This is a genomic window from Pseudomonas salicis (genome assembly GCF_057128705.1).
The window spans coordinates 667,285-688,162 of record NZ_JBSKHU010000004.1; the positions used below are offsets into that span (position 1 = coordinate 667,285).

18 protein-coding genes are annotated in these 20,878 nt (G+C 60.2%); 5 read left to right on the top strand and 13 right to left on the bottom strand.

The features are described from left to right. Positions 1–40 precede the first annotated feature (40 nt). Positions 41–223 (top strand): hypothetical protein, encoded by a 183-nt coding sequence (locus ACWKWE_RS17755; protein WP_166593263.1) that lies wholly within the window; start codon positions 41–43, stop codon positions 221–223. Between the two features lie 283 nt (positions 224–506). Here ACWKWE_RS17755 and ACWKWE_RS17760 read toward each other — a convergent pair whose 3' ends face one another. From ACWKWE_RS17760 to ACWKWE_RS17775, 4 genes are all read right to left on the bottom strand, one after another. Next, on the bottom strand, positions 507–2,624 hold the full coding sequence (locus ACWKWE_RS17760) for a TonB-dependent receptor (protein WP_483851242.1): 2,118 nt from the start codon (positions 2,622–2,624) through the stop codon (positions 507–509). 2 nt (positions 2,625–2,626) lie between these two features. Further along, positions 2,627–3,835: an MFS transporter gene (locus tag ACWKWE_RS17765; RefSeq protein ID WP_483851243.1), complete on the bottom strand. Its 1,209-nt coding sequence runs from the start codon at positions 3,833–3,835 to the stop codon at positions 2,627–2,629. Between the two features lie 146 nt (positions 3,836–3,981). Next, the gene (locus ACWKWE_RS17770; protein ID WP_483851244.1) at positions 3,982–4,509 is read right to left on the bottom strand and encodes an IucA/IucC family C-terminal-domain containing protein; all 528 of its coding nucleotides are present in this window, start codon (positions 4,507–4,509) and stop codon (positions 3,982–3,984) included. Continuing rightward, positions 4,476–5,729 (bottom strand): IucA/IucC family protein, encoded by a 1,254-nt coding sequence (locus ACWKWE_RS17775; protein WP_483851245.1) that lies wholly within the window; start codon positions 5,727–5,729, stop codon positions 4,476–4,478. The genes ACWKWE_RS17770 and ACWKWE_RS17775 overlap by 34 nt, the downstream gene beginning before the upstream one ends. 342 nt (positions 5,730–6,071) lie before the next feature. Between ACWKWE_RS17775 and ACWKWE_RS17780 the strand changes: the two genes are divergently transcribed. The 4 genes from ACWKWE_RS17780 (at position 6,072) to ACWKWE_RS17795 (ending at position 8,079) form a co-directional block, all read left to right on the top strand. Next, a complete protein-coding gene (locus ACWKWE_RS17780; protein WP_341959328.1) occupies positions 6,072–6,263 on the top strand; it encodes a hypothetical protein in 192 nt (63 codons plus the stop codon). Further along, the gene (locus ACWKWE_RS17785; protein ID WP_341959326.1) at positions 6,260–6,490 is read left to right on the top strand and encodes a hypothetical protein; all 231 of its coding nucleotides are present in this window, start codon (positions 6,260–6,262) and stop codon (positions 6,488–6,490) included. Before ACWKWE_RS17780 ends, ACWKWE_RS17785 begins: the two co-directional genes overlap by 4 nt. A gap of 250 nt (positions 6,491–6,740) precedes the next feature. Next, on the top strand, positions 6,741–7,715 hold the full coding sequence (locus ACWKWE_RS17790; protein WP_483851246.1) for a hypothetical protein: 975 nt from the start codon (positions 6,741–6,743) through the stop codon (positions 7,713–7,715). Further along, positions 7,705–8,079, top strand: coding sequence for a hypothetical protein (locus tag ACWKWE_RS17795; protein WP_166593257.1), 375 nt, complete (start codon positions 7,705–7,707; stop codon positions 8,077–8,079). Before ACWKWE_RS17790 ends, ACWKWE_RS17795 begins: the two co-directional genes overlap by 11 nt. 50 nt (positions 8,080–8,129) lie before the next feature. On the opposite strand, the gene ACWKWE_RS17800 is transcribed toward ACWKWE_RS17795, so the two are convergent. The 9 genes from ACWKWE_RS17800 to ACWKWE_RS17840 form a co-directional block, all read right to left on the bottom strand. Continuing rightward, positions 8,130–8,735, bottom strand: coding sequence for a glutathione S-transferase (locus ACWKWE_RS17800; protein WP_483851247.1), 606 nt, complete (start codon positions 8,733–8,735; stop codon positions 8,130–8,132). Then, positions 8,735–12,376 carry an AAA family ATPase gene (locus ACWKWE_RS17805; protein ID WP_483851248.1) on the bottom strand — a complete coding sequence of 1,214 codons (3,642 nt, stop codon included), beginning with the start codon at positions 12,374–12,376 and terminating at the stop codon, positions 8,735–8,737. Before ACWKWE_RS17805 ends, ACWKWE_RS17800 begins: the two co-directional genes overlap by 1 nt. Continuing rightward, entirely contained in the window at positions 12,373–13,629 is a 1,257-nt protein-coding gene (locus tag ACWKWE_RS17810) for an exonuclease SbcCD subunit D C-terminal domain-containing protein (RefSeq protein WP_483851249.1), read from the bottom strand. The genes ACWKWE_RS17805 and ACWKWE_RS17810 overlap by 4 nt, the downstream gene beginning before the upstream one ends. A 193-nt stretch (positions 13,630–13,822) precedes the next feature. Further along, positions 13,823–15,508 (bottom strand): BatD family protein, encoded by a 1,686-nt coding sequence (locus tag ACWKWE_RS17815; RefSeq protein ID WP_483851250.1) that lies wholly within the window; start codon positions 15,506–15,508, stop codon positions 13,823–13,825. Then, positions 15,505–17,223 (bottom strand): vWA domain-containing protein, encoded by a 1,719-nt coding sequence (locus ACWKWE_RS17820; protein ID WP_483851340.1) that lies wholly within the window; start codon positions 17,221–17,223, stop codon positions 15,505–15,507. Before ACWKWE_RS17820 ends, ACWKWE_RS17815 begins: the two co-directional genes overlap by 4 nt. 8 nt (positions 17,224–17,231) lie before the next feature. Next, positions 17,232–18,299 carry a vWA domain-containing protein gene (locus ACWKWE_RS17825; protein ID WP_483851251.1) on the bottom strand — a complete coding sequence of 356 codons (1,068 nt, stop codon included), beginning with the start codon at positions 18,297–18,299 and terminating at the stop codon, positions 17,232–17,234. Then, a complete protein-coding gene (locus tag ACWKWE_RS17830; RefSeq protein ID WP_166593252.1) occupies positions 18,292–18,786 on the bottom strand; it encodes a DUF4381 domain-containing protein in 495 nt (164 codons plus the stop codon). The genes ACWKWE_RS17825 and ACWKWE_RS17830 overlap by 8 nt, the downstream gene beginning before the upstream one ends. Beyond that, a complete protein-coding gene (locus ACWKWE_RS17835; RefSeq protein WP_166593251.1) occupies positions 18,783–19,727 on the bottom strand; it encodes a DUF58 domain-containing protein in 945 nt (314 codons plus the stop codon). Before ACWKWE_RS17835 ends, ACWKWE_RS17830 begins: the two co-directional genes overlap by 4 nt. A 4-nt stretch (positions 19,728–19,731) precedes the next feature. After that, entirely contained in the window at positions 19,732–20,691 is a 960-nt protein-coding gene (locus ACWKWE_RS17840; protein WP_074757176.1) for an AAA family ATPase, read from the bottom strand. Positions 20,692–20,878 lie beyond the last annotated feature (187 nt).

Sequence of the window (20,878 nt, forward strand, 5' to 3'; positions counted from 1 at the left end):
TCAAGACTTGAAACGAAACATCAACACCGAGGTACACATCATGAACTTCAATCTCTTCTCCATCATCGCCGCGTCTGCCATCTCCGCCACCGTTGCATTGCCAGCCAGCGCCAGTGCCGAAGTGACAGAGAAAAAAATCAGTTCGACCCAGAGCTACACCCCGAAATACCTGCAACAAAGCGCCAACTTCTACGCAGCTCTGGATCATAAGACCCAGCAATGAATAGAACTCTCGACGTAAATCCATTCCCCGTTAATGAAGAAAACATTCAATGCCGGGGAATGGATTTGTAAGAAACACCGCAGTACCGCTTCACATTGCTCGACATTGAAAGAACGCTTTCGCGAGCAACTTCGCCGTTAACAGGTTGATGCGACCCACTGACCACTGAGTGTCAGACCATGCATCAAATGCCGGCGAGCTTGCTCGCGAAAGCGTTGAATTCCCTCCCTTTGGTCCCCGTCTGCTGAATAAGCGATGGGGATTTTTTTATGCGTGAGCATTATCAGAAATCCAGTGCATAACTGATTCCTACCGTTCGGCCCTGAGCGTGCGTAAAAGGCGCACGAACGGTGGCTTGGCTGAATAGCGTCTGGTACTGACGATTGTTCACGTTATAGATACCGCCTTCCATACGTCCCACCGGCAGTCGGGTCGAACCCAGAAGATCAAACAGGGTGTAACTATCAATGGAACGACCATTATTGTCTTTGGCGGCGGCGTCGTAGTTGGCGAGATGCAACGCTTGCAGACGGATGGAGTAACGGTCGGGCGCATATTCGGCATAGACCGTTGTTTTGGCCGGTGACACGCGCGTCGCCGGCAGGTCGATCCATTTGCCCGCCTGGCGTGTTTCCCCTTTTACCCACGAATAGGTCCCGCCCGTATTCCAGACGTCACTCAGACGATAGGCCACATCGGTTTCGATTCCTCTCACGCGTTCGTTCTGGTTGATCAACCTCAGCACGCGGTCCCGCGCGTCGTAGAACTGGGTCACGTCGGAGGTGTTTTCATAAAACGTTATCTGGGTGCGCCATTTGTCCCCATTCGCGCGCCAGCCCAGTTCATGGCTGTCGACCTTCAACGCTTGGGCATTGAGTTGGCTGATGTCGTAGGTGCTGCTGACGTCACGCAAATAGCGCTGAATATCAGGCAATGAAAAGCCTTGGCTGAAGTTGGCGAAAATTTCCTGGGTCTCGCCCAAGCGGTAAACAGCACCCAAGTTGTAGAGCGTGGCATCGTACTTGAGCGTTTCGCCCGGCAAGGTCGACCAGCGTCCGGTCCGAACGATTTCGCCATAAGCGATGCTGTCTCTGACCTGGCTCTCGATCCACGCACGGCGCACGCCTCCTCGCACGGTCCAGTCGCCCAGATCAAAGGAGACCTGGCCGAACAGTGCCTTGGTGGTGGTTTCGAGATCAGGCCCCAGTTCAAAAGTGGTGCCGGTCTTGCGGTAGGTCAGGCCATCGACGGTGTACTGATCACCGCGCTGTCGGGACCTTTCGTGATCGTAGTCGGCGCCCCACACCAGATGCCCGGTAACGTTACCGAGGGTGGGCAGGGCGGTTTGAATGGCGGCTCGCAAGCCGTACACATCCTGCACGCTGTTGTTATCGGAAACGCCAGCTTTGCCACGGCGAAGGTCGGGGAAGAAGAGCGCATCGGCGCGCCGCCAGTAGCTTTCCAGCTGCAGACTCTGTTCGAAAAAATTGCTGTCGCTGTAGTCCAGATTGATGGCTTGATTGCGCGTATGAGGTTGATCTCCGAGGATCAGGCCTTTAACCGCCACGGCCTCATCCCGATTTTTCGGGTCTTTGCTGTAACGGGTTTTTTGCTGGTCCTTGTAGTCCTGCAGCGACAGCCTCAATGCGCGTTCAGCATCCAGTTGATAGCCGAATCTGGCCTGCAGGTCATAGGTCTCGGTGTCTAGATTGCTGCCCTGAGAAGTGTCCTGCGCAATGCGCTTGCCGTTGCCGTCGAACTGATCGTTGCGTTGTGTCAGTGCAGCCGAGAGATACCCGTCCCAAGGGCCTGCACGGCCCGTCACGCTTTGAAAGGCTTCGTAGGCAAAACCCTGCGACTGCAGGTTATTGGCTGCGCTGATGCCCACCTTGCTGCGCAATCCGAGCGTCTCGCCCTGATTGCGTTTGGTAATGATGTTGATGATTCCGCCCGACGCCCCTGCACCGTAGATGCTACTGGCGCCAGAGATCACCTCGATTCGTTCGATGCTCTCGGGAGAAATACTGTTCAGTTGCCGGAAGTTGTCTCGCGTCGAGTTCTGCGATACCCCATCGATCAACACCAGCAGGCTGCGACCTCGCAATGTCTGGCCGAAATTGCTCATGCCACCTGTGCCCGGCGCAAGTCCTGGCACCAATTGCCCGACGATGTCCGACACCCGACGCCCCGCAGTGCTCTGCTGACGAACCTGCTCAGCATCGATGACCTGCACCGACCCCGGAATCGACGCGATGCTTTCCCGGGTCCGTGTCGCGGAAACCACGACCTCGGAAAGATTCAAGGTGCCCGATGGATCGGTGTTTTCGTTTTGCTCGGCAGCCACAGGCAGGGTTACAGAGCCGAACAAAGGCAGCAAAAAAGTGAGTCGGGGTTTTGTCATTGTCAGGTTTTTCCAGTTGTTGAAGAATAACGAGGGCAGATAGCAGCTGTGTGCGTGGCGCGAATGGCTCGAACCGCCAAGGCCGCGATGACGTAGGTCGATGCAACAAGCCAGAAGCTGTTGAGCAGGCCCATGAAGCTCATGCCGATGCCGCCGACGAGCACACCTGCAAGGGCGCCAGCTTTGGCTGCGCTGTTGCCCAGGCCCAAGGCGAAGCCATGGCGGGGTTGCGGCAGGGTGCTCGCAATCAATGCGTAGGCGACGGGGAGTAGTGCGCCTTGCCATACGCCCCAGAGCAGTCGACTCACCACGAACGTCAGCCACTCATTGGCCAATGCTCCAATAGCGACCGTCAACGCGCTTAGCCAGATCACCCACTCGATGACCTGAAGGACTTTGGGCGGTTGCCATTGATCAAAAAGCCGACCCCAAAGGGGGGCCGATAAGGCGAGGGATGCCGCGCTCACGGCGTAGGTGATGCCGATCAGACTAGGTGTCGCATGCAGAACCTGCGTGACGTAGAGCGCGTAGAAAGGCTGAGGCATGACCTTCGCGGCTTGAATGAGCACGATGATCAGAAGCAGGGCGCCAATCCATCCCCGGGGAAGCGGTGTATTGGGTCTATGCGATGATTTGGATCGGTCGCTTGTATCAGGAAGCCTGAAACTGACGAGTGCGCAACAGGCGCAGAGTACCGCCCCGAGATGGCACAGCACTGCAAAGCTGTAGGACTCCATCAGCCAGCCCCCGACCACGGGACCTGCCAGCGATCCCACGGCCGTGGCCGATTGCAGCTTCGTAATCGTACGTCCCTGCCCATTTTGGAGGTTCAGGCTTAGTGCATAAGCCTGTGCGGCGGCCAGAAATCCGGCGAGTCCGCCTTGTGCCATTCGCATGACGATGAGCAGCCACGGGTCTGTGACCAGGCCCGCAAGGCTCTGGCAGATCGCTAATGCAATCAATGCTCTGATGAGCATCAGCTTGTGGCCTACCCGATCGCCCAGCCGCCCCCAGTAAGGCGTGAAAATCATGGCGGTCAGCATCGGTCCAGCATAGACAAGACCGGCCAGTAGCCCGCTGTAGTCCTGATCGTGGGGGCTGAGGAGTGTCTGCATATGCAGTGGCCAGAATGGGCCACTCATTTCCATGGCTCCCATCGAGATCAACTGAATCAGCAACAGTGCTCGCATCACGCGTTGGTCAGCGCGCATGGCGTTCGTGGTTCAGAGGATTCTTGAGGCGCCTGACGATATCGATGGGGCTGTCCCTCAATCGCATTCGAAGAAAGGATTTTGCGGGCCAGTCATTGACCAGCAATGCCTCACGCTCTGCATGCCAACGTCCAGGTTCGGTGCGTTCAACAGTTAACGTGGGCGCTGAGGGCTTCCCAGAGATCGGACTCCGTCAGTTCCCAGTGTCGAGAGATCAACAGAATCAGCTCACCGAAATGGCACATGAAAGCGGTGTGCAGCAATTTATCCCTGACAAAACCGGTGTCTTCATACAGTGTCATTGCCGGATCTTTGAGCAGCAGGTCAAAGCCTCGTTGATGCAGGGTTTTTCGGTCGATCCGGATGTCACCGAAATCCCGCAGCAATAAGCGGGAGGGCTGTCCGTTTACGTCCATCACCATGAAGCTGTTTTGTTGATGGGCTTCAAAGGCAATCCCATACAACAGGTACATCGCCATGAGCCCCGGAAGGGCGGCATAGAGGTAACGGTCTAGAAAGTCGCTCGCCGCCTGAGGGCTGTCATTGCCCTCTGAGAGCAAAATCCACTGACGCAGCAAAGGTTCATCGCGGTGGTCGGGTGCGAACAGACTTCCGACAGGGACAGCTATTTCGCCGGGGTTCAGCAGGTCATTCGGATTGGTTCGGTAAAGCACCGACAGGTGACGTTCACGATCATCCGAGGTCGATGGGATTTGAAGTGCAGCCCGAGACATTCAGGGACAAAGATGAGCGTTTTCTGAACTTGAGGTTCAGCATTGAGGATGCGCATCAGCAGCGCCGACACTCTGGGCCCCATGCACGCAGACCTCGGGGACAGGGTGCGCTGAACGCTGGTCAGGCGCAGGCCCACAGGCAGTTTGACCATGGGAGCGGTTCGGCTCGCCTCAGGTAAAACAGTCCTGAATGACATGGTGGGATGTGCTGTGAATGCCTTTATCCGGGACATCACGAGCAGGCGGTCACGGAGTTCATCAGCGAAGAGTGATGGGAGTGTTTCGCTCGCCTGCCAAGGATGGACAGGGAGCGGGAAGTAATCGCTGGCATTAAGGCCTTGTGCGTGAAGCAGGCTATCAAGTTTGTGCAGCGGCTCAGGAAACCATTGGGCTAACCAGTCTCTATACTCAGGTGATCCGGGCAAGGATTCGATATGGATAAAGTCTCTGTGCACGGCGCACAGAATGACTTCAAAACGGGCGTCGAACTCTGGGGAGTAATCGATCACTTGGCGGGGTGACAGTCCCAGTTTCGTTTTGTAATTGGGATGCCAAGGGTGTCCGGTTGTACCCCATTGCTCCAGAACGAGGCTGGTATTGACGGCAGGTGTATCGCGCAAGTCGGCAAGGAATGAGTTTGAACCGTGCTCACGCGAGGACGCGGCCAAACGTCTGCTCCAAGCGTCGTGAAACGCCACGCAGAGGATGTCGTTCATGAAGCTGTTATCGATTTCGGCAGACAGGCGCGTCAAAACGTCTGCATCTGCGATGTCATCTGAGACAGCTAGCACATACTCCAGAAGTTCTGAAGGCAGTGTGATGGGGGATGCAGGCTGCCCCTTGTGATGAATGAGTACCCTGCCACCTAATGACCAGGCACTCATTCGGTGATCAATCAGATCCTCGAATACAAGTTCGGTAGTAGAAGTTAACGGTAATGAGCGATTGCCATCTGGTAGCAGTGTAAGTGTATTCGACTGAATTATCCCTTCTCTTAACATTGCTTGTGTCAAACGTTGCAAGGCTCGTTGTGATGATTTTTGAAGCGCGATAGTGACGTTTTCTTCGGTGATGCAGTGATGCATAAAAATGGAAGAGTTGATCCCATGCCTTAAATGGGACGTTACGTTTTCAGGTATTAAAGCGCGTACCGTGCTCACATCCGAATCCTTCGATGATCACAATCAATACCTCCCATGATCGTCAGGGGATGATAATGATTATTGTTGGCTCTGAGGGGGCGCAATTTATTCTGATGCGTAGTGATTTTCTGTCATCCCCGTCCAGTCTGGGTTGAAGGGCATTTCTGACAAGGCTGTGGGACGTGATCAAAGCCATGCTTGCTCGGTATTAACAGTGCTATTAGTGCCGCGCTATCGGCTTTATTGAAGAACTCAATAATCAACCCAATCGATCTTTTGAATCGCTGCACATCGTTTTTCATTAATAACAACTCCGGGCATTCTGGCCGCCAGAAAAGAGACATCCCGGAGCTTACTGTCATGGCCACTGCCATTCTTCATTCACTTAAACAAGGCGCTTATACCGCCATCGCGTTGTATGTTGTTTTCATCGCAGTGGTCACAATCGTCAGCCTGAACCCTCAATTGAACACGCCGTCATCGGCGTCCGCGCAAACATCTGTCGTTGCACTTGAGCGTGCGACAGATCAGGCGAAGGGGCGTGCGTCGTGAGAGGCGCGAATTTCTGGGTGATCGTGTTTTTTGCCGTGATCAACAACGGCTGCTCGTTGCTGGGGTTCGGCGACGGTTCGGTGGGCGGCGTGGCGCGGAGCATCGAGTTCAAGACCGAAGTCGCGCAGGACATCGAATTGCTGCGCTCGCAAAAGCTCAACGCAGGCAACCCGCCGCCGAAGCATGGCGAGCTGTTTTCGACGATTTTTGAGTGGCGGACTGTATGACGGCGCAGCCCCCTGTAGCAGCCCGGATTGCCGGCGGTGGCGCCTGAATGATCGCCCCGTCGAGCGCGTTGTTTTCCGCCGTGTAGGCCATCGACAACGTCGGTGTAGGGGCTTTCCGAAAACTTTGTGATCAGGCCTTTTTCAACAACCTGTTTGATGACATCACCCAACGTTGAAATTACTGTCCGGCTTCTACTGGCCCGGAAAGGACACCGCGCAGCGGCAATCCTTTCAAAGCAAGGAGCTCGACGTGTCACAACCCTATGCATTCGTTAACGATCAAACCCGGCACTATATTCACCTTAGAGATCATCATCTCGCCCTCTCCATGAGCGCTCGTTCGAAGCTCGATCAACTTAATCCCTTTTTACGAAATGGCATGGTGATGCCAGGGGAGATTGTGGTCGTCAGTGACGGCTCGACGCACCTGTGCACCCCCGAAGAAACGCAGTTGATGGAGCTGGCCTCGCAGGTTCGCGGGGCGATGATTGGCATGACAAACCATGAAAGTTACGTCATGACGCTCAACTTCGACCTGCTGCAAAGCTTCATGTCGTTTGGCTCGATCGGCATCGGAGCCACCACAGCGGCGTGGAGCAAGCATCTCAAGGCACTGGAAGACTTGCTCAAACAGACCGAGGCCCTGCATCAGAAGTGGCGGGCTGGAGGGGTGACCAACGATCAGTTCTTTGCCCAGCGCCGCGCGCTGTTCTCCCGGATGCAGGAGAGTCTGAAAGGCATTGGCCGCTTTGGGTCGGGCCTGAACAACCAAGGCAAGATGAAGCAGATTTTGGGTATTTCCACCAAAAGCTACCTGCATACCGGTGACATCAGAGGCTATGCCAGCAAAGTCAGGGGCGTGACCAAAATGGCGAGTGCGATGAGTAAGGGCGCGTACGTGGGTGTTGCCCTGGACGTTGGCGTAGGCGCACTGGAGATTAAAGAGGCCTGTTCTACGGGGCGGGAGGAGGAATGTACTCGGGCGAAGTATGTGGAAACCGGTAAAGCTGCGGGTGGAATATTTGGGGCGTGGGCCGGAGGAGCAGTTGCAACAGCAGCCGGTCCGGCCATCTGCGTTGGGCTTGGAGTCGTGACCGGTGGAGCCGCTTTAGCGGGTTGCGTACTAGTGGCGGGTGCAGGTATGGCGTGGGGAGGGGGAACAGTGGGGTCGGTGATTGCAGAGGACTTAACTTTTTTGCTCTACGAGGCAGTCAATGGGCGTTAATTTCATTCTGAATTGGAGCATGGCGTTTGGCATGCTTCTCTTGATTGTCGATGCGGCCTTGCTTTTGTGGGTCGTACTTTTCAGAGTTGAGCAAATTGAAGACGCACTCGGAAACAGCAAAATCAATGTCGAGGCTAAACGACTAGGGAGTAACACCGGTTTATTAGGCCGTCAGTACCGACTGGGACTTGCAACGAGCGTGATGCTTTTCAGCAACATGTATATCCGAAAGGGCCTGGTTGATCCCGACGATGTGAAGAATATGCCCATCCACTTGAAACGCTGGGCGGTAATCCCGCATGTGGCAGCTGCGGTGTTGCTCCTGCTGTTGTTTTTTCTGGCACTCATGACTGGAAAAATTTAGCGAGGCCGATCTCAAGGCCCCTCCGCTGGCAAGCCTCGCTGCTGCGGGGGCTACACCGATTTGGCAATCGCCTTCACAAACAACGCCGATTCCAGAAACCGCTTCAACCACCCCTGCAACTTCGGATACTGACTCTGCCAGAACCACTCTGGATCGACGTAGCAGAACTGCCGCACGAACGGCGCCAGGGCGGTATCGGCCAAAGTCAAACGGCCGGTGATCAGAAAGTCCCGTCCGCTCAGCAATCCCTCCAGCCTCCCCAGAAACACTTCCCCCCGAGCGCGGTATTCGGCCTGAGTGAACTCCGGATAACGCACGGCGTACTTGTAGCGATCCAGATCAGTCTTGAACGAGCCGTCGTTTTCCGCGATCAACTCAGCGATCTGTCGCTGCGCCTCGGGATCGGACGCCATCGACCAATCGTCCGGGTCGTTCTGCGCCAGCGCCCAGCGCATGATGTCCAGGCTTTGTTCCAGCACCTGATCGTCCAGCACCAGAACCGGCACGGTGCCTTTTGGCGAGCGTTCGAGCATTTCCGGCGGTTTGGCCTTGAGGCTGACTTCCACGGTTTCGACCGATACGCCGGCATACGCCACGGCCATGCGCGCTCGCATGGCGTAGGGGCAGCGGCGGAAGGAGTAGAGCAGGGCGGCCATCAGGTGACCTCAATTGTGCTGAGGCCGTTGCCCTGACGGCGCACTTGAATCTGCACCGGAATCCGCTCGTGCATTTCCTGCACATGGGAAATCACCCCGACCTTACGGCCTTGGGCCTGCAAGCCATCCAGCGCATCCATCGCCAGTTGCAGCGATTCAGGGTCGAGACTGCCGAAGCCTTCGTCGATGAACAGCGACTCGATCTTCAACGTGCTCGACGCCATGGACGCCAATCCAAGGGCCAACGCCAGAGAGACGAGGAACGTCTCGCCCCCTGACAACGAATGCACCGAGCGCAGTTCGTCGCCCATTTCCGTGTCCATCACCAGCAGGCCGAGCATGCTGCCGCCGCGCTTGAGGCGGTAGCGGCGCACCAGTTGCTTGAGCTGGGCGTTGGCGTGATGGACCAGCAAATCGAGGTTGTAGGCCTGGGCGATCTTGCGGAATTTGTCGCCCTCCGCCGAGCCGATCAGCGTCGCCAGACGGCCCCAGCGCAGGTATTCGTCGTGGGCTGACTTAATATGTGCTTGCAACTCGCTGTTGGCAGTGCGGCGACGTTCGTCTTCGCTGATCTGCGCACGAAGGTCGGCGCACAGTTGGTCATGGGTGGCCGTTTGGGCCTGCGCTTCGGCCAGTACCGTCGCCAGTTGTTTGGCATCACTGATGTCGCTGTGCTGCGCCTGATGTTGCTGCCACTGCGCCTCGCGTTCCTGCACCAGCACCTTGCTCAGTTCCAGCGCTTTCTCGCTCTGTTGCAAGCGTTGGCGCAACTGGCTGACCGCCTCGTCGCTCAGGCCCAGCAGGGTGTCGAGCGCCGCATCGTCCAGTTCCGTGTGCTGATTGCGCCACTCGCCGATCTGACGCGCCAGATCCGTCACTTCCTGCTCCAGCGTCTGCAAGCGTTGCTGCTCGCTGTCCCGTTCGGCGGTCAATTTGATCGACTCGGCACGGGCCTGCTGCAAGGCGTCTGTGGTGGTCGCCTGTGTCTGGCGCGCCTGATCGACGGCCTGTTCCAGATGCTGTTGCCACGCTTCAGCGCTGGCCTGTTCGCCAAGGATTTCCTGCAAACGTTGCTGGACGGCCTGCTGTTGCTGCTGGCTGGCGTCGAGCCGTTGTTGCAGTTGTTGATGCTGTTGAAGGCGACCCTGTTGCGCGAACTGTTCACGCTCGATTTTCTGCGTGCGCTCACTGTGTTCCTGCTGCTCTTCCTTTTGCTGGTCGAGTTGCTGGACGCGCGAGGCGATGTCGTTGTCCAGCTGGATAAACGATTCGGTCGCAGATTCACGCCACAGCGGCAGGCTCTCGGCAGGCAGCAGCGGTTCGAACTCCTGCAACGCTGTTTCAAAGGTCTGGTTGTCGAGCGAGATATTCCGTTGTTGATCGTCCAGCTGTTTCATCGCCTGCTGGCTGGCCTCCCGCGCTTCCTGCACCTGATGTTGCAGGGATTCGGCGTCGCGCTGCACTTTCAGCAAACGGGTCTGGCGTTGCTCGGCGGCGAGGATGTCCTGCGCCAGCTGATGCAACCGCTCGCTCAGCCAGTCGCTGCGCTGGGCCTCGGGTTGCTCCAGCAGACGCGGATGCAGCGGGTGGGCTTCCAGCTCGGGTGCCAGTTTCTGAAGTTGCTCGCCGAGCTGATCCAGCTGGGGCTTGGACTGCTTGAGCTGGTTGTTCAGCTCCAGCACCTCGGCGCGCAGTTCGGCCAAGGTTTCGCTGAGCTGACTGACCTTCAGGCGCGCCGCCGCTTCTTCGCCGTCGTCATGGCCGGACAGCGCTTGCAGCAAGGCATCGGACTGGTGATACGGGTGATCTTCGCTGCCGCACACCGGGCAGGGCTGCTGATCGATCAACTGATCGCGCAGTTGCTCGACGCTGGCGCTGCGGGCCAGGCGCTGCCGTTGCAGCAACTCGACCGTGACGTTCAAGGCCTGTTGCGCGGCTTCGTGCTCGCCCTTGAGTTGTAGGCCTTTGGCGATGCCTTGCGCGCGGCGTTCGGTGGCATGTTGCTGTTGGGCCTGCACGTCTTGCAGACGGCTGGCGATGTCCTGATGCCGCTGCCACAGGCGTTCCAATGAATCGCTGGCGCTGTGCTGCTGGCGATTGTCTTGCAACAGTTGCCCAAGGCGTTCGATCTCTTGGCTCACCGCATCGGCCTTGACCTCGGCGTCGTCATACAGCGCTTGCAACGCGCTTCGACGCTCACTCAATGCTTGCTCGGCGCGGGTCGAAGCCTGTTCCAGCGCGGGCAACTCTTCGCGGCCTTTGTTCAGGCGGGAACTGACCAGCACGAGCTGTTGCAGCCTCGGACGATAGGCCGCCCACGACTGGCCCAGCGCATCCAGCACTGCGCTGTTTTGCAGCTGTTCGGCGATGGCCTGCAAACGGGCTTCGACCTGACGCTGCTGCTGGATCCATTGATCCAGCGCCGCCTGGCCCTCGTTGCTGGCCACTTGGGCTATACGCGCCTGTTCACTGATCTGTTGCAGCTCGGTGTTCAGGTGATTGAGCTGCACCTGTTGCTGGAAGGCTTCGTTCAGTGAAGGCCTGGCGTTTTGTTGGGCGTCCTGTGCCTGTTGCAGGGCCGTGTGTGCGGTGGTCAGTTGCGCGTCGAGGTCCGTCAGCGTCGCTTGGGTCTGATTGAGCTGTTCGGTCTGCGCCTGAATCCGCGCCGCCAGCGGAGCCAGTTGATCGTCGAGCTTTTTACGCTGAGCGAACAGGTGCCGCTGAGGTGTTAGTCGCTCCAGTTGGCCCGATTGCAGCCGCTCGCTGGCTTGTTGATCCCAGATCTGCTGCGCGCTGGCCAGTTGTTCATTGGCGGCCAGATGACTGTCGCGCAGGCGATTCAATTCGGCGAACCACTGCTGCTTGAGTTCCAGCTGACGCAGTTGCGCCTGACTCCATTTCAGCTGTTCCTGCGCGTCGGTGAAACGCTGTTCCAACTCGGCACGCGGCTCGGGTTCGAGGGGCGTCAGGCTCCCGGCCTGTGCGTTGAGGGTTTTCAGCGCCTCTTCGGCCTCTTTGCTTTTGACGTAGGCGCGACGGCCCAACTGGCTGTAGATCGCCGTGTCGGTGAGTTTTTCCAGCAGCTCGCTGCGCTCTTTGTCGTCGGCTTTGAGGAAGGCGCTGAACTCGCTTTGCGCCAGCATCACGGCGCGGGTGAACTGTTCGAAATTCAGGCCGAGCCGCGCTTCGAGCAGGGTTTTGTATTCGGTCTTGTTCTGGGTGCTGAGAATCTGTTCGCTGTCCAGATCGGTCAGGGTCTGGCGGCTGTTTTGCAGCTTTTTCGTGGCGTTGTCGCGAGCGCGGTTGGTCTCCCAGCGGGCGCGGTAGCGGCGTTTGTCGATGCCGACGAAATCCACCTCGGCATAGCCACTGCCGGTGCCGCGACGCAGCAGGTTGCGCGGGTCGGCGGTACTGATGTCGCCGTCGATCTCGGGCACCCGTGACTGGCCGATGTTGTTGAGCCGGGGAATGGCGCCGAACAGTGCCAGGCACAGCGCATCCAGCAGCGTGCTTTTGCCCGCGCCCGTGGGGCCGGTGATCGCGAACAGACCGGCGCTGGCCAGCGGTTCAGCGGTGAAGTCCAGTTCAAATGGGCCGGCCAACGAGGCGAGGTTTTTCAGGCGAATGGCGAGGATTTTCATGGCTGTTCGCCCTCCGGTTGTCCGTCTGCCAGTTGCACGTCCTGAAGCAGGGTGGCGAAGTCCTGCAACGTTTGTTCATCGACCTCGCTGCCATAGCTGTCGCGCCATGCGCGGCTGAACAGTTCTTGCGGGCTGAGCTGGTCCAGTTCGATCAGGTCGCGGTCGTCTTCGTCGTCCCGCGCACCTTTGCCTGCGTATTCGGCGGCGATGCGCACCAGGCGCACGGCCTTGTTTTCCAGCGCCGATTCGATCTGGTTGCGCAGGTCCGGTTGAGGTTCGTCCAGCTTCACCCGCACTTCGAGCCACGGTTGACGATCGACGTCGGCCAGCAGGTCGATGTCCGGCAGGTCCTTGAGTTGCAGCAGCAGTTCGGCCAGTGGCGCCGGACCGACCCGTTGCAGGTTGACGGCGCGGGGGATCAGCATCGGCGTGACGCTGGCCAGTTTTCCCGCTTCGCAATCGACTTCGAGGATCTGATGCTGATAACCGATTTCCGAAAACGACAGAGGAATCGGCGAGCCGCTGTAGCGAATGCGCGTTTCGCCGTTGACCTTTTGCGGCTTGTGCAGATGGCCGAGGGCAACATAGGTGATGCTCTCGCCGAACAGGCTGGCGGGCAGGGCTTCGGCGTTGCCGATGATCAGGCTGCGTTCGGAGTCTTCCGAGACCGAGCCGCCGGCCATGTGCGCGTGGCTGATGGCAATCAGGGCCTGGCCTTTCTTGCGTTTCTGGTTGGCGGCGGCGATGAGCATTTCGTGCACCTGACCGATGCCGCGCAAGTAGTTGTCGCCCAACGCGGGGCCGGTGACTTCGGCGGGTCGCAGGAACGGCAACGCCAGGCACCAGCCGAGGACTTTGCCCTTGGCGTTGGTCAGCGGCAACAACAGGCGGTCGACGTCGAGCACGCCGTCGTCCAGCCACAGCACACGCCCCAGCGCATGGGTGCGCAGACGCCGCATCAGCGGGCCGGGCAGTTCGATGCGCGAGCCGGAGTCGTGATTGCCCGCGATCATCACGATGGTCAGTTGCGGGTTCTGGTCGTGGGCGCTGACGATGAAATCGTAGAGCTGTTCCTGGGCTTTGACCGACGGGTTGACGGTGTCGAAGATGTCGCCCGCGATCAGCAGCGCATCAGGTTTGCGCTCGGCCAGACGGGCCAGCAGCCAGGTCAGAAAACACTGGTGTTCGAAGTCCCGCTCCTGGCCGTGGAGGTTCTGGCCCAGGTGCCAGTCGGAGGTGTGGAACAGACGCATGGGGTTACCTTGGTTGAATAGGTCTTCAGCAGAAATGCAATCCCCCTGTAGGAGTGAGCTTGCTCGCGATCGGGCTCCATCAGACAACCCATCAGGGAAGGATGTACCGCAATCGCGAGCAAGCTCACTCCTACAGGTTTATTCACCGCTAGATGAATAGGGTATGTTCATCAAAGAGCACGAAGCGCTAGGTTCATTTCGGATACAACGGCGGCAGGCTGTCTGCGCCGTTCGGGTCAATCGGTTTTTCAATGGCGGGCAGTGCTTTCACGGCCTTCCATAAATCTTCGCCCAGCCACAGTTTGCCGGTTTCGCTGTACAGCGCGCCGTTCAGACCGTCCAGTGCATCGGACAAAGGTACGAAGCGCGCCGCCATGTCAGCGAGGGTTTCCGGTTGCTGACGCGCCCAGGCATCCAGCGCCTGACGGGTGGCATGAGGGTCGTTGGCCAGGCTGGCGCGTTTCAGGTCATCGAGCACGGTGCGCGGGCTTGGCCCGGTCTGCGCGGCGCGGGTCAGCGCCGGTTGCCACCGACCGCGCCACCAGAGGCCAAAACCCAACAGCGTGGTGAAACTGAGGATTACGGTACTCAGCTGCCACGGCCACACGGGCGGGCCGATCACGGTCACCCCCGTGGTATCGCTCACCGGCGTGTCCACTGACAGCGCAGGGTTGGTGCTGACCTGCAAGGTGCGGGCGGGCAGGGCGCTGTGCTCAAGATGATCTTCCAGCGTGTTCCACCACACCACGTCCACCGCCGGAATCTCGATGGCCCCCGGACGGTTCGGCACCAGTGCTTCACGTTCTTCACGGCTGCCCACCAACCCGCGCTCGTTGACCTGATTGTTCAGCTGCGGTTGGTCAGGATAGCGCCGCAACGCGCTCACATCGGTGGCGGGCAGCGGCGGCAATTGCGCGCTCGACAGCCCCTCAGCCTTGATGACCAGCGTGCGGGTCAGCGAATCGCCAATCTGCGTGTGCGCCGGATCAGGGCTCCAGTTCTCGCTCAGATTAATGCTGCGAGCGGGCAGCCACGGCGTGTTGGCGGGGTAATTCGCAGGTTGCGGTTTTACCTTCAGGGGCAGCGGTGCAGACGTCACCCGCATCAGCTTGCCCGGCTTCGGGCTGGTTGCAACGGCAGGCTGGCTGGTCGCGGCGGCGGTGCTGACTTCCGGAATGTCCTGCACCATGGTTGCGCTGAACTCCTGCGCGGGGATGGTCAGGTCGCCGCTTTGCTGGGGGTACAACGCATAGCGCATTTCGATCACGCCATGGCGAATGCCGTTGATCTGCTTTTCATAGGTGCGGGTGTCGCCCAGTTTTTCGATCCGTGCATCCGGCACTTGCAGCGGAGAAAGGCTGCTGTCGTCAAACAGCGAGACCGAATGATAGATGCGGACCGTCAGCACGGCCTGGGCCTGCACATAGACAGTGTCTTGATCGAGGCTCGCTTCCATGAACACCGGCGCAAGCTTCTGCTCCTGAGCCTGCGCGGACGGCTCGACCTCGACCACCTGCAGGGCAATCGGCTGACTGATCAGTTCGCCCAGTTGCAGCGGCGGAATTTCGATCGAACCGCTGTGGCGCGGCATCAACGTGATCAGCCAGCGGGTGGTGGCGTGGACGTTGCCTTCGAGGGTCGTCAGGCTGTTGAGCTGGCGGGTGTCGCGCACGTCGAAGTCGGTTTGCAATGCGGTCATGTCAGGTTTGCCGAAGAGCGTGGCGTCGTCGGACTCCAGCGTCAGCTCGACGGTTTCCCCGGTGTTCACACGCGTGCGATCAACGCTGGCCTGCAACGTCGCAGCGGGCGTGTCGGCCTGCGCCACGAGGGCGAACAGGCACAGCAGCCAGGCGATTACCACAGTGTGCACACGACTCATCGAGCTTTTTCCTGATGCTGCTGTTGTTCGTACCAGAATTTACGACGCAGCAGTTCACCGGGTTCGTCCGGGATCTGCCGCAGCCACTGTTCGAGTGCCTGACGCTGTTCGCCGTTGATCGGGCCATCGGCGGGACGGCTCGGCATGTGGGCGGGTTCATCCTCGTCCGGGGACGGCGCGTTGTTGTCGCTGGCGCCGGACATCGATTGCGCATTGCTGTTCTGGCTGTCCTCGTCCCCCGATGTGGAGGATTGCGGGTTCGACGGTTGCTGTTCAGGGCTGCCGGTCTGGGGCTTGTCGGCGTTGTCTTCGCCCTCGGTCTTGCCTTCGCTGGCGTCTTCAGCGGCCGCTTGCTTGTTCTGCTCCTGCATCTCTTCGATCAGCGCCTTGTTCGTGGCGGCGGCGGGGAAGTCGGGCTGGCGCTCCAGCGCCTGTTCGTAGGCGTCGAGGGCCGCATCCAGCTCCCCGCTCTTGGCCAGCGCATTACCGCGATTGTAGTGGTCGGCGGCCGTGTTGCCCTGGGCGAAACGCTGAGCGGCACCGGCGTAATCTCCGGCTTCATAGAGCGCGATGCCCTGCCACTGAATGTCTTCGAAACGCTGCGCGGCTTCGGCGGGGCGATGGCGCTGAAGCAGGTGTTGGCCCTGCTGGTCGGGGCGCTGGAACATGTCTTTGAAGTCGAACGCGTAGCTGTGTTGCGGCATGAGCATCAGCACCGGCAGACACAGGACCCAGCCGCGACGCCCGGCGCAGGCCGCGAGCAGCAACAATGGCAGCAACAGCCAGTAACCCTGATCGGCCCAGCTGTCGAGCTGCACGGTCTGGCCCTGGCTGCGCAGGTCGTGGGGCGCGTCCAGCAGGCCCAGTTCGTGCAAATCTTCATCGGTCAGGCGCAGTGAGGTGAAATGGCCGCCCAGTTCATCGGCGAAATCCTTGAGGCTGGCGCTGTCCAGTCGGGGCACCAGAATGCCGCCTTGGGCGTCCTTGAGGAAACCGCCTTTTTCCTGAGCGACCGGCGCGCCTTCAGCGGTGCCGACGCCGAGCAGCAGGAGTTGCGGCGCGTGCCCGGTCATGGCCTGACGAATCCCCATTCGTTCGCCGTCGTTCAGCGACGCGCCGATCCACAGCAGACGCCCGACGCCCAGATCGCCCTGCTTCAGCAGGTCCAGCGCTTTGTTCACCGCCAGATCGGCGCGCTGCCCGCTTTCCGGCATGATCGACGGCTTAAGGGTGTCCAGCAGGTTTTTGCTGGTGCCGAGGTCGTCGGACAGCGGCACCAAGGTGTGGGCGCTTCCGGCGTAGACGATGATCGCGGTTTGCGAATCGCCACGGGCTTGCAGCAAGTCGAGCAGCTTGCGCCGGGCCTGTTCGAGGCGCGTGGGCGGGCTGTCGGCAGCGAGCATTTCCGGGCTCAGCTCCAGCAACACCACCAGCGGGTCCACCGGTTTCTGGCTGGTCTGTTCGACCCGCTGCCAACTGGGCCCGAGCAGGGCGAGCAAGGCCAGCAGCCAACCGACGCTCAACGCGATCCACGGCAGCTTGCTTTCTCGACCACTGCCGCCGCGAAGCAGCGTGGCGTGGAAGGCGCTCGGCAAGATCATTTGCCAGCGGCCGACGCGTTTCTGCCGATTCCACAGGCGCCAGATCAGCCAGCCGAGCAACGGCAGCAGCAACAGCCACCACGGGCGCAACCAATGGGGCCAGAGGGCGAGCAACGACGTGATCATCGGCGCCTCCGCAAACGCTTGAAGCGCTGGCGCCATTGCGGGCCTTGGCTCAAAACAGGCTGGCGGGCCAGAAAGCGATACAGCGGGTTTTGCGGCCAGCGTTCGTGAATCACCAGCAGCACGCTCAACACCAGCGCGAACGCCAGCGGCCAATGATACAGCGCATGGGCAGGACGAGCCTGGGTCGGTTGTTGCGTCACGGGTTCAAGGGTGTCGAGGGCCTTGCCGATCTTTTCCAGTTGGGCGCCGTCACTGGCGCGGAAATATTGGCCGCCGGTGAGGTCAGCGATTTCTCTGAGAGCAGGCTCGTCGAGGTCCAGGCTCGGGTTCAGGCCGAGAATGCTGGTGGCGCCCTTGTCCGGGTCAGCGCCGATGCCGATGGGGTAGATCTTCACGCCTTCGCCTGCGGCCAGTCGCGCAGCCGTGGCCGGGTCGATTTGGCCGGCGTTGTTGGCGCCGTCAGTGACGAGGATCAGCACCCGACTCTGGGCCGGACGCAATCGCAAGCGTTTCAGCGCCAGGCCGATGGCATCGCCGATGGCGGTGTTTTTGCCCGCGATGCCGATGCGCGCTTCGTCCAGCCAGACGCGCACGGTCTTGCGGTCGAAGGTCAGCGGCGCCTGCATGTAGGCCTGGCTGCCGAACAGAATCAGGCCGACCCGGTCCCCCTTGCGGTGTTCGAGGAAGTCACCCAGCAGCTGTTTGACCAGCGTCAGACGGCTCACTTCATCGTTCTGCCAGACCATGTCCGGGTAATCCATCGAGCCGGAGACGTCCACCGCCACCAGCAGGTCGCGGCCACTGGCAGCCACCGGCAACGGTTCGCCCAACCACTGCGGGCGCGCCGCGGCCAACAAGAGCAACAGCCAGAGCAGCACGAACGGCAATTGCCGCCGCCAGCCGGGGAGGTGGGCACGTGCACGACGACCCGCGAGGCCTTCCAGTTCGCTGAGAAAACTCACCTTGAGCGCTGCTTCGCCGCTGTCCGCCACCGGCAGCACGAAACGGAGCACCCACGGCAGCGGCAGCAGGGCGAAGACCCAGGGCCAGGCGAGTTCAAACATGCTTGCGAATCCAGGTGTCGACCGACTGGGTCAGGCCGTTGATCGCCTTGTCGTCGAGCTTGCATTCGGGCTTGTAGGCGCCTTCCACCAGAATCATCCAGCGGGTGAGACCGGCGGCCGGGCAGCGGTTGTCGAGAAACGCCAGCCATTTGCGGCCGTTAAGGGTGTGGCTCTGGCTGTAGGGGTAATCGTTGCGGCAGAGGCGTTTGAGCAGGCCGTTGATCTGTTGCAGCCAGGCGCCAGCGGGCGCGCCGTCATAGGGTTTGGGCATCTGCGCCAGTTCGATGAGCGCAGCCTGACGGCGCGGGTCCAGCGGCTGTTCGGCGGCTTCGCCGGGGGCTCGTTTGGGCAGGAAGACCCGCGCCCGCCACAGCCCGTAACCCAGCGCAGGCAACAGGGCCAGTACGATCCACCAACCGGGGGCGGGCGGCCAGGCGCTGACCGGCGCGGGCAGGATCATCGGTTGCAGCTGGTCCAGCAGGCTCATTTCTGTTTCACCGGCTGGTTGGCGTTCAGGTAGTCGCGCAGTTGGTCGACCATCCCCTGCTGTGTGCTCAGCGGAATCATCAGCACCCGCAGCTTTTGCGCCAGCAGCTCCCAGCGTGCCTGACGGGCTTCGCCTTGGGCACGGTAGGTCTGGCGCAGGTCGGGGTTGAGCGTGTCGAGCTCCAATTGCGCACCGCGATCGGCGAACCGCAGCAGTCCTGCCGCCGGTAGCGCGTGATCCAGCGGGTCGGAGAGGGGCAGCAGCAACAGGTCGCAATGACGTGACAGCAGCGACAGTTGTTGTTCGGCGGACTCGGAAAGGGCTCGTTCGTCACACAGGATGAACACCAGACTGCCAGGCCGAAGCACTTCACGGGCTCGACGCAGCGCCACGCCGAAGGTGTCGCGGTCGGCGACGGCTTCCGCGTGCAAGGACTGATTGACCCGCACCAGCCGGTTGAGCAACTGCAGCAGGCTCTGTTTGCTGCGTCGCGGCTTGATTTCGTAGTGCTCGTTGTCGCCGAACACCAGCCCGCCCACCCGGTCGTTGTGCCCCAGCGCGGCCCAGCCGATCAACGCCGCCGCCTGGGCCGCTAGCACTGATTTGAACATCAGGCCCGAGCCGAAAAACAGCCGACGGCTCTGCTCGACCATGATGAAGATCGGCCGCTCGCGTTCTTCATGAAACAGCTTGGTGTGAGGTTCCTGGGTCCGCGCCGTGACCCGCCAATCGATGGTGCGTACGTCGTCGCCGGCCTGATAGACCCGCACCTGATCAAAGTCCACGCCGCGCCCGCGCAACTTGGAGTGGTGCAGGCCGATCAGCGGGCTGCGCCGACCGGGGGAGGAAAACAGCTGCACTTCCCGCACGCGATGACGCATCTCGATCAGCTCGGCAAGGCTGATACGGATGCCCGGTTGGGAAATCAGATAGGGCTGCATGGGGTCAGGCGACGGCGACGACGTCAAGAATGCGCTGAATCACGCGGTCCTGATCGATGCCCGCAGCCTCGGCTTCGAACGACAGAATGATGCGATGGCGCAGCACGTCGAAGACCATCGCCTGAATGTCTTCGGGGCTGACGAAATCCCGACCGGCCAGCCATGCATGGGCACGGGCGCAGCGGTCCAGGGAGATCGAGCCACGGGGGCTGGCGCCGTAACCGATCCACTCGGCCAGCTCGGCGTCGAACTTGGCCGGGGTGCGGGTCGCCATGACCAGTTGAACGAGGTATTCCTCCACAGCGTCGGCCATGTACAGCCCGAGGATTTCCTTGCGGGCGGCGAAAATCGCTTGCTGGGTGACGCGCCGTTCCGGTTTGGTCTCGCCATTCAACGCTTCGCCCCGTGCTTGCTGGAGAATCTTGCGTTCGACGTTGGCGTCTGGGAAGCCGATCTTGACGTGCATCAGGAAGCGGTCGAGCTGGGCCTCCGGCAGGGGATAGGTGCCTTCCTGCTCGATGGGGTTTTGCGTGGCCATCACCAGAAACAGCGGGGAGAGGTCGTACGTGCTGCGTCCGACGCTGACCTGACGTTCAGCCATGGCCTCCAGCAGCGCCGATTGGACCTTGGCCGGGGCGCGGTTGATTTCGTCCGCCAGCACCAGGTTGTGGAAGATCGGACCCTGTTGGAAGACGAAGCTGCCGGTTTCCGGGCGATAGATCTCGGTGCCGGTGATGTCGGCAGGCAGCAGGTCGGGGGTGAACTGAATGCGATGAAATTCGGCTTCGATGCCTTCGGCCAGTTCCTTGATCGCCTTGGTCTTGGCCAGACCCGGTGCGCCTTCGACCAGCATGTGGCCATCGGCAAGCAGAGCGATCAGCAGGCGCTCGACCAGTTTCTCCTGCCCGAGAATCTGGGTGGAGAGAAAGGTTCGCAGCGCGATCAACGCTTCACGATGTTCCATCGATGACGGTTCCTGGCAGGGTAGGCGCAGCGCCAAGACGGCACTGAAGCTGGGGGCGTTACTTTAAAGCATCGGAGGGGGTGCCGACTAACCGGCCAAGGGGTTTTTTCAGCGTTTCGAGACGTTTACCGGGTAAAAACCGGAAGTGTCTGACATGTTGCGGGTTTTCCGCCTGCCCCAGCGTGGC

What these genes read in the sequence shown, in the direction of transcription:
- ACWKWE_RS17760 (WP_483851242.1), bottom strand. Translation starts at nt 2,624, where the DNA reads ATGACAAAACCCCGACTCACTTTTTTGCTGCCTTTGTTCGGCTCTGTA.
- ACWKWE_RS17795 (WP_166593257.1), top strand. Translation starts at nt 7,705, where the DNA reads ATGGGCGTTAATTTCATTCTGAATTGGAGCATGGCGTTTGGCATGCTT.
- ACWKWE_RS17800 (WP_483851247.1), bottom strand. Translation starts at nt 8,735, where the DNA reads ATGGCCGCCCTGCTCTACTCCTTCCGCCGCTGCCCCTACGCCATGCGA.
- ACWKWE_RS17825 (WP_483851251.1), bottom strand. Translation starts at nt 18,299, where the DNA reads ATGTTTGAACTCGCCTGGCCCTGGGTCTTCGCCCTGCTGCCGCTGCCG.
- ACWKWE_RS17840 (WP_074757176.1), bottom strand. Translation starts at nt 20,691, where the DNA reads ATGGAACATCGTGAAGCGTTGATCGCGCTGCGAACCTTTCTCTCCACC.
- ACWKWE_RS17815 (WP_483851250.1), bottom strand. Translation starts at nt 15,508, where the DNA reads ATGAGTCGTGTGCACACTGTGGTAATCGCCTGGCTGCTGTGCCTGTTC.
- ACWKWE_RS17805 (WP_483851248.1), bottom strand. Translation starts at nt 12,376, where the DNA reads ATGAAAATCCTCGCCATTCGCCTGAAAAACCTCGCCTCGTTGGCCGGC.
- ACWKWE_RS17830 (WP_166593252.1), bottom strand. Translation starts at nt 18,786, where the DNA reads ATGAGCCTGCTGGACCAGCTGCAACCGATGATCCTGCCCGCGCCGGTC.
- ACWKWE_RS17755 (WP_166593263.1), top strand. Translation starts at nt 41, where the DNA reads ATGAACTTCAATCTCTTCTCCATCATCGCCGCGTCTGCCATCTCCGCC.
- ACWKWE_RS17765 (WP_483851243.1), bottom strand. Translation starts at nt 3,835, where the DNA reads ATGCGCGCTGACCAACGCGTGATGCGAGCACTGTTGCTGATTCAGTTG.
- ACWKWE_RS17810 (WP_483851249.1), bottom strand. Translation starts at nt 13,629, where the DNA reads ATGCGTCTGTTCCACACCTCCGACTGGCACCTGGGCCAGAACCTCCAC.
- ACWKWE_RS17835 (WP_166593251.1), bottom strand. Translation starts at nt 19,727, where the DNA reads ATGCAGCCCTATCTGATTTCCCAACCGGGCATCCGTATCAGCCTTGCC.
- ACWKWE_RS17780 (WP_341959328.1), top strand. Translation starts at nt 6,072, where the DNA reads ATGGCCACTGCCATTCTTCATTCACTTAAACAAGGCGCTTATACCGCC.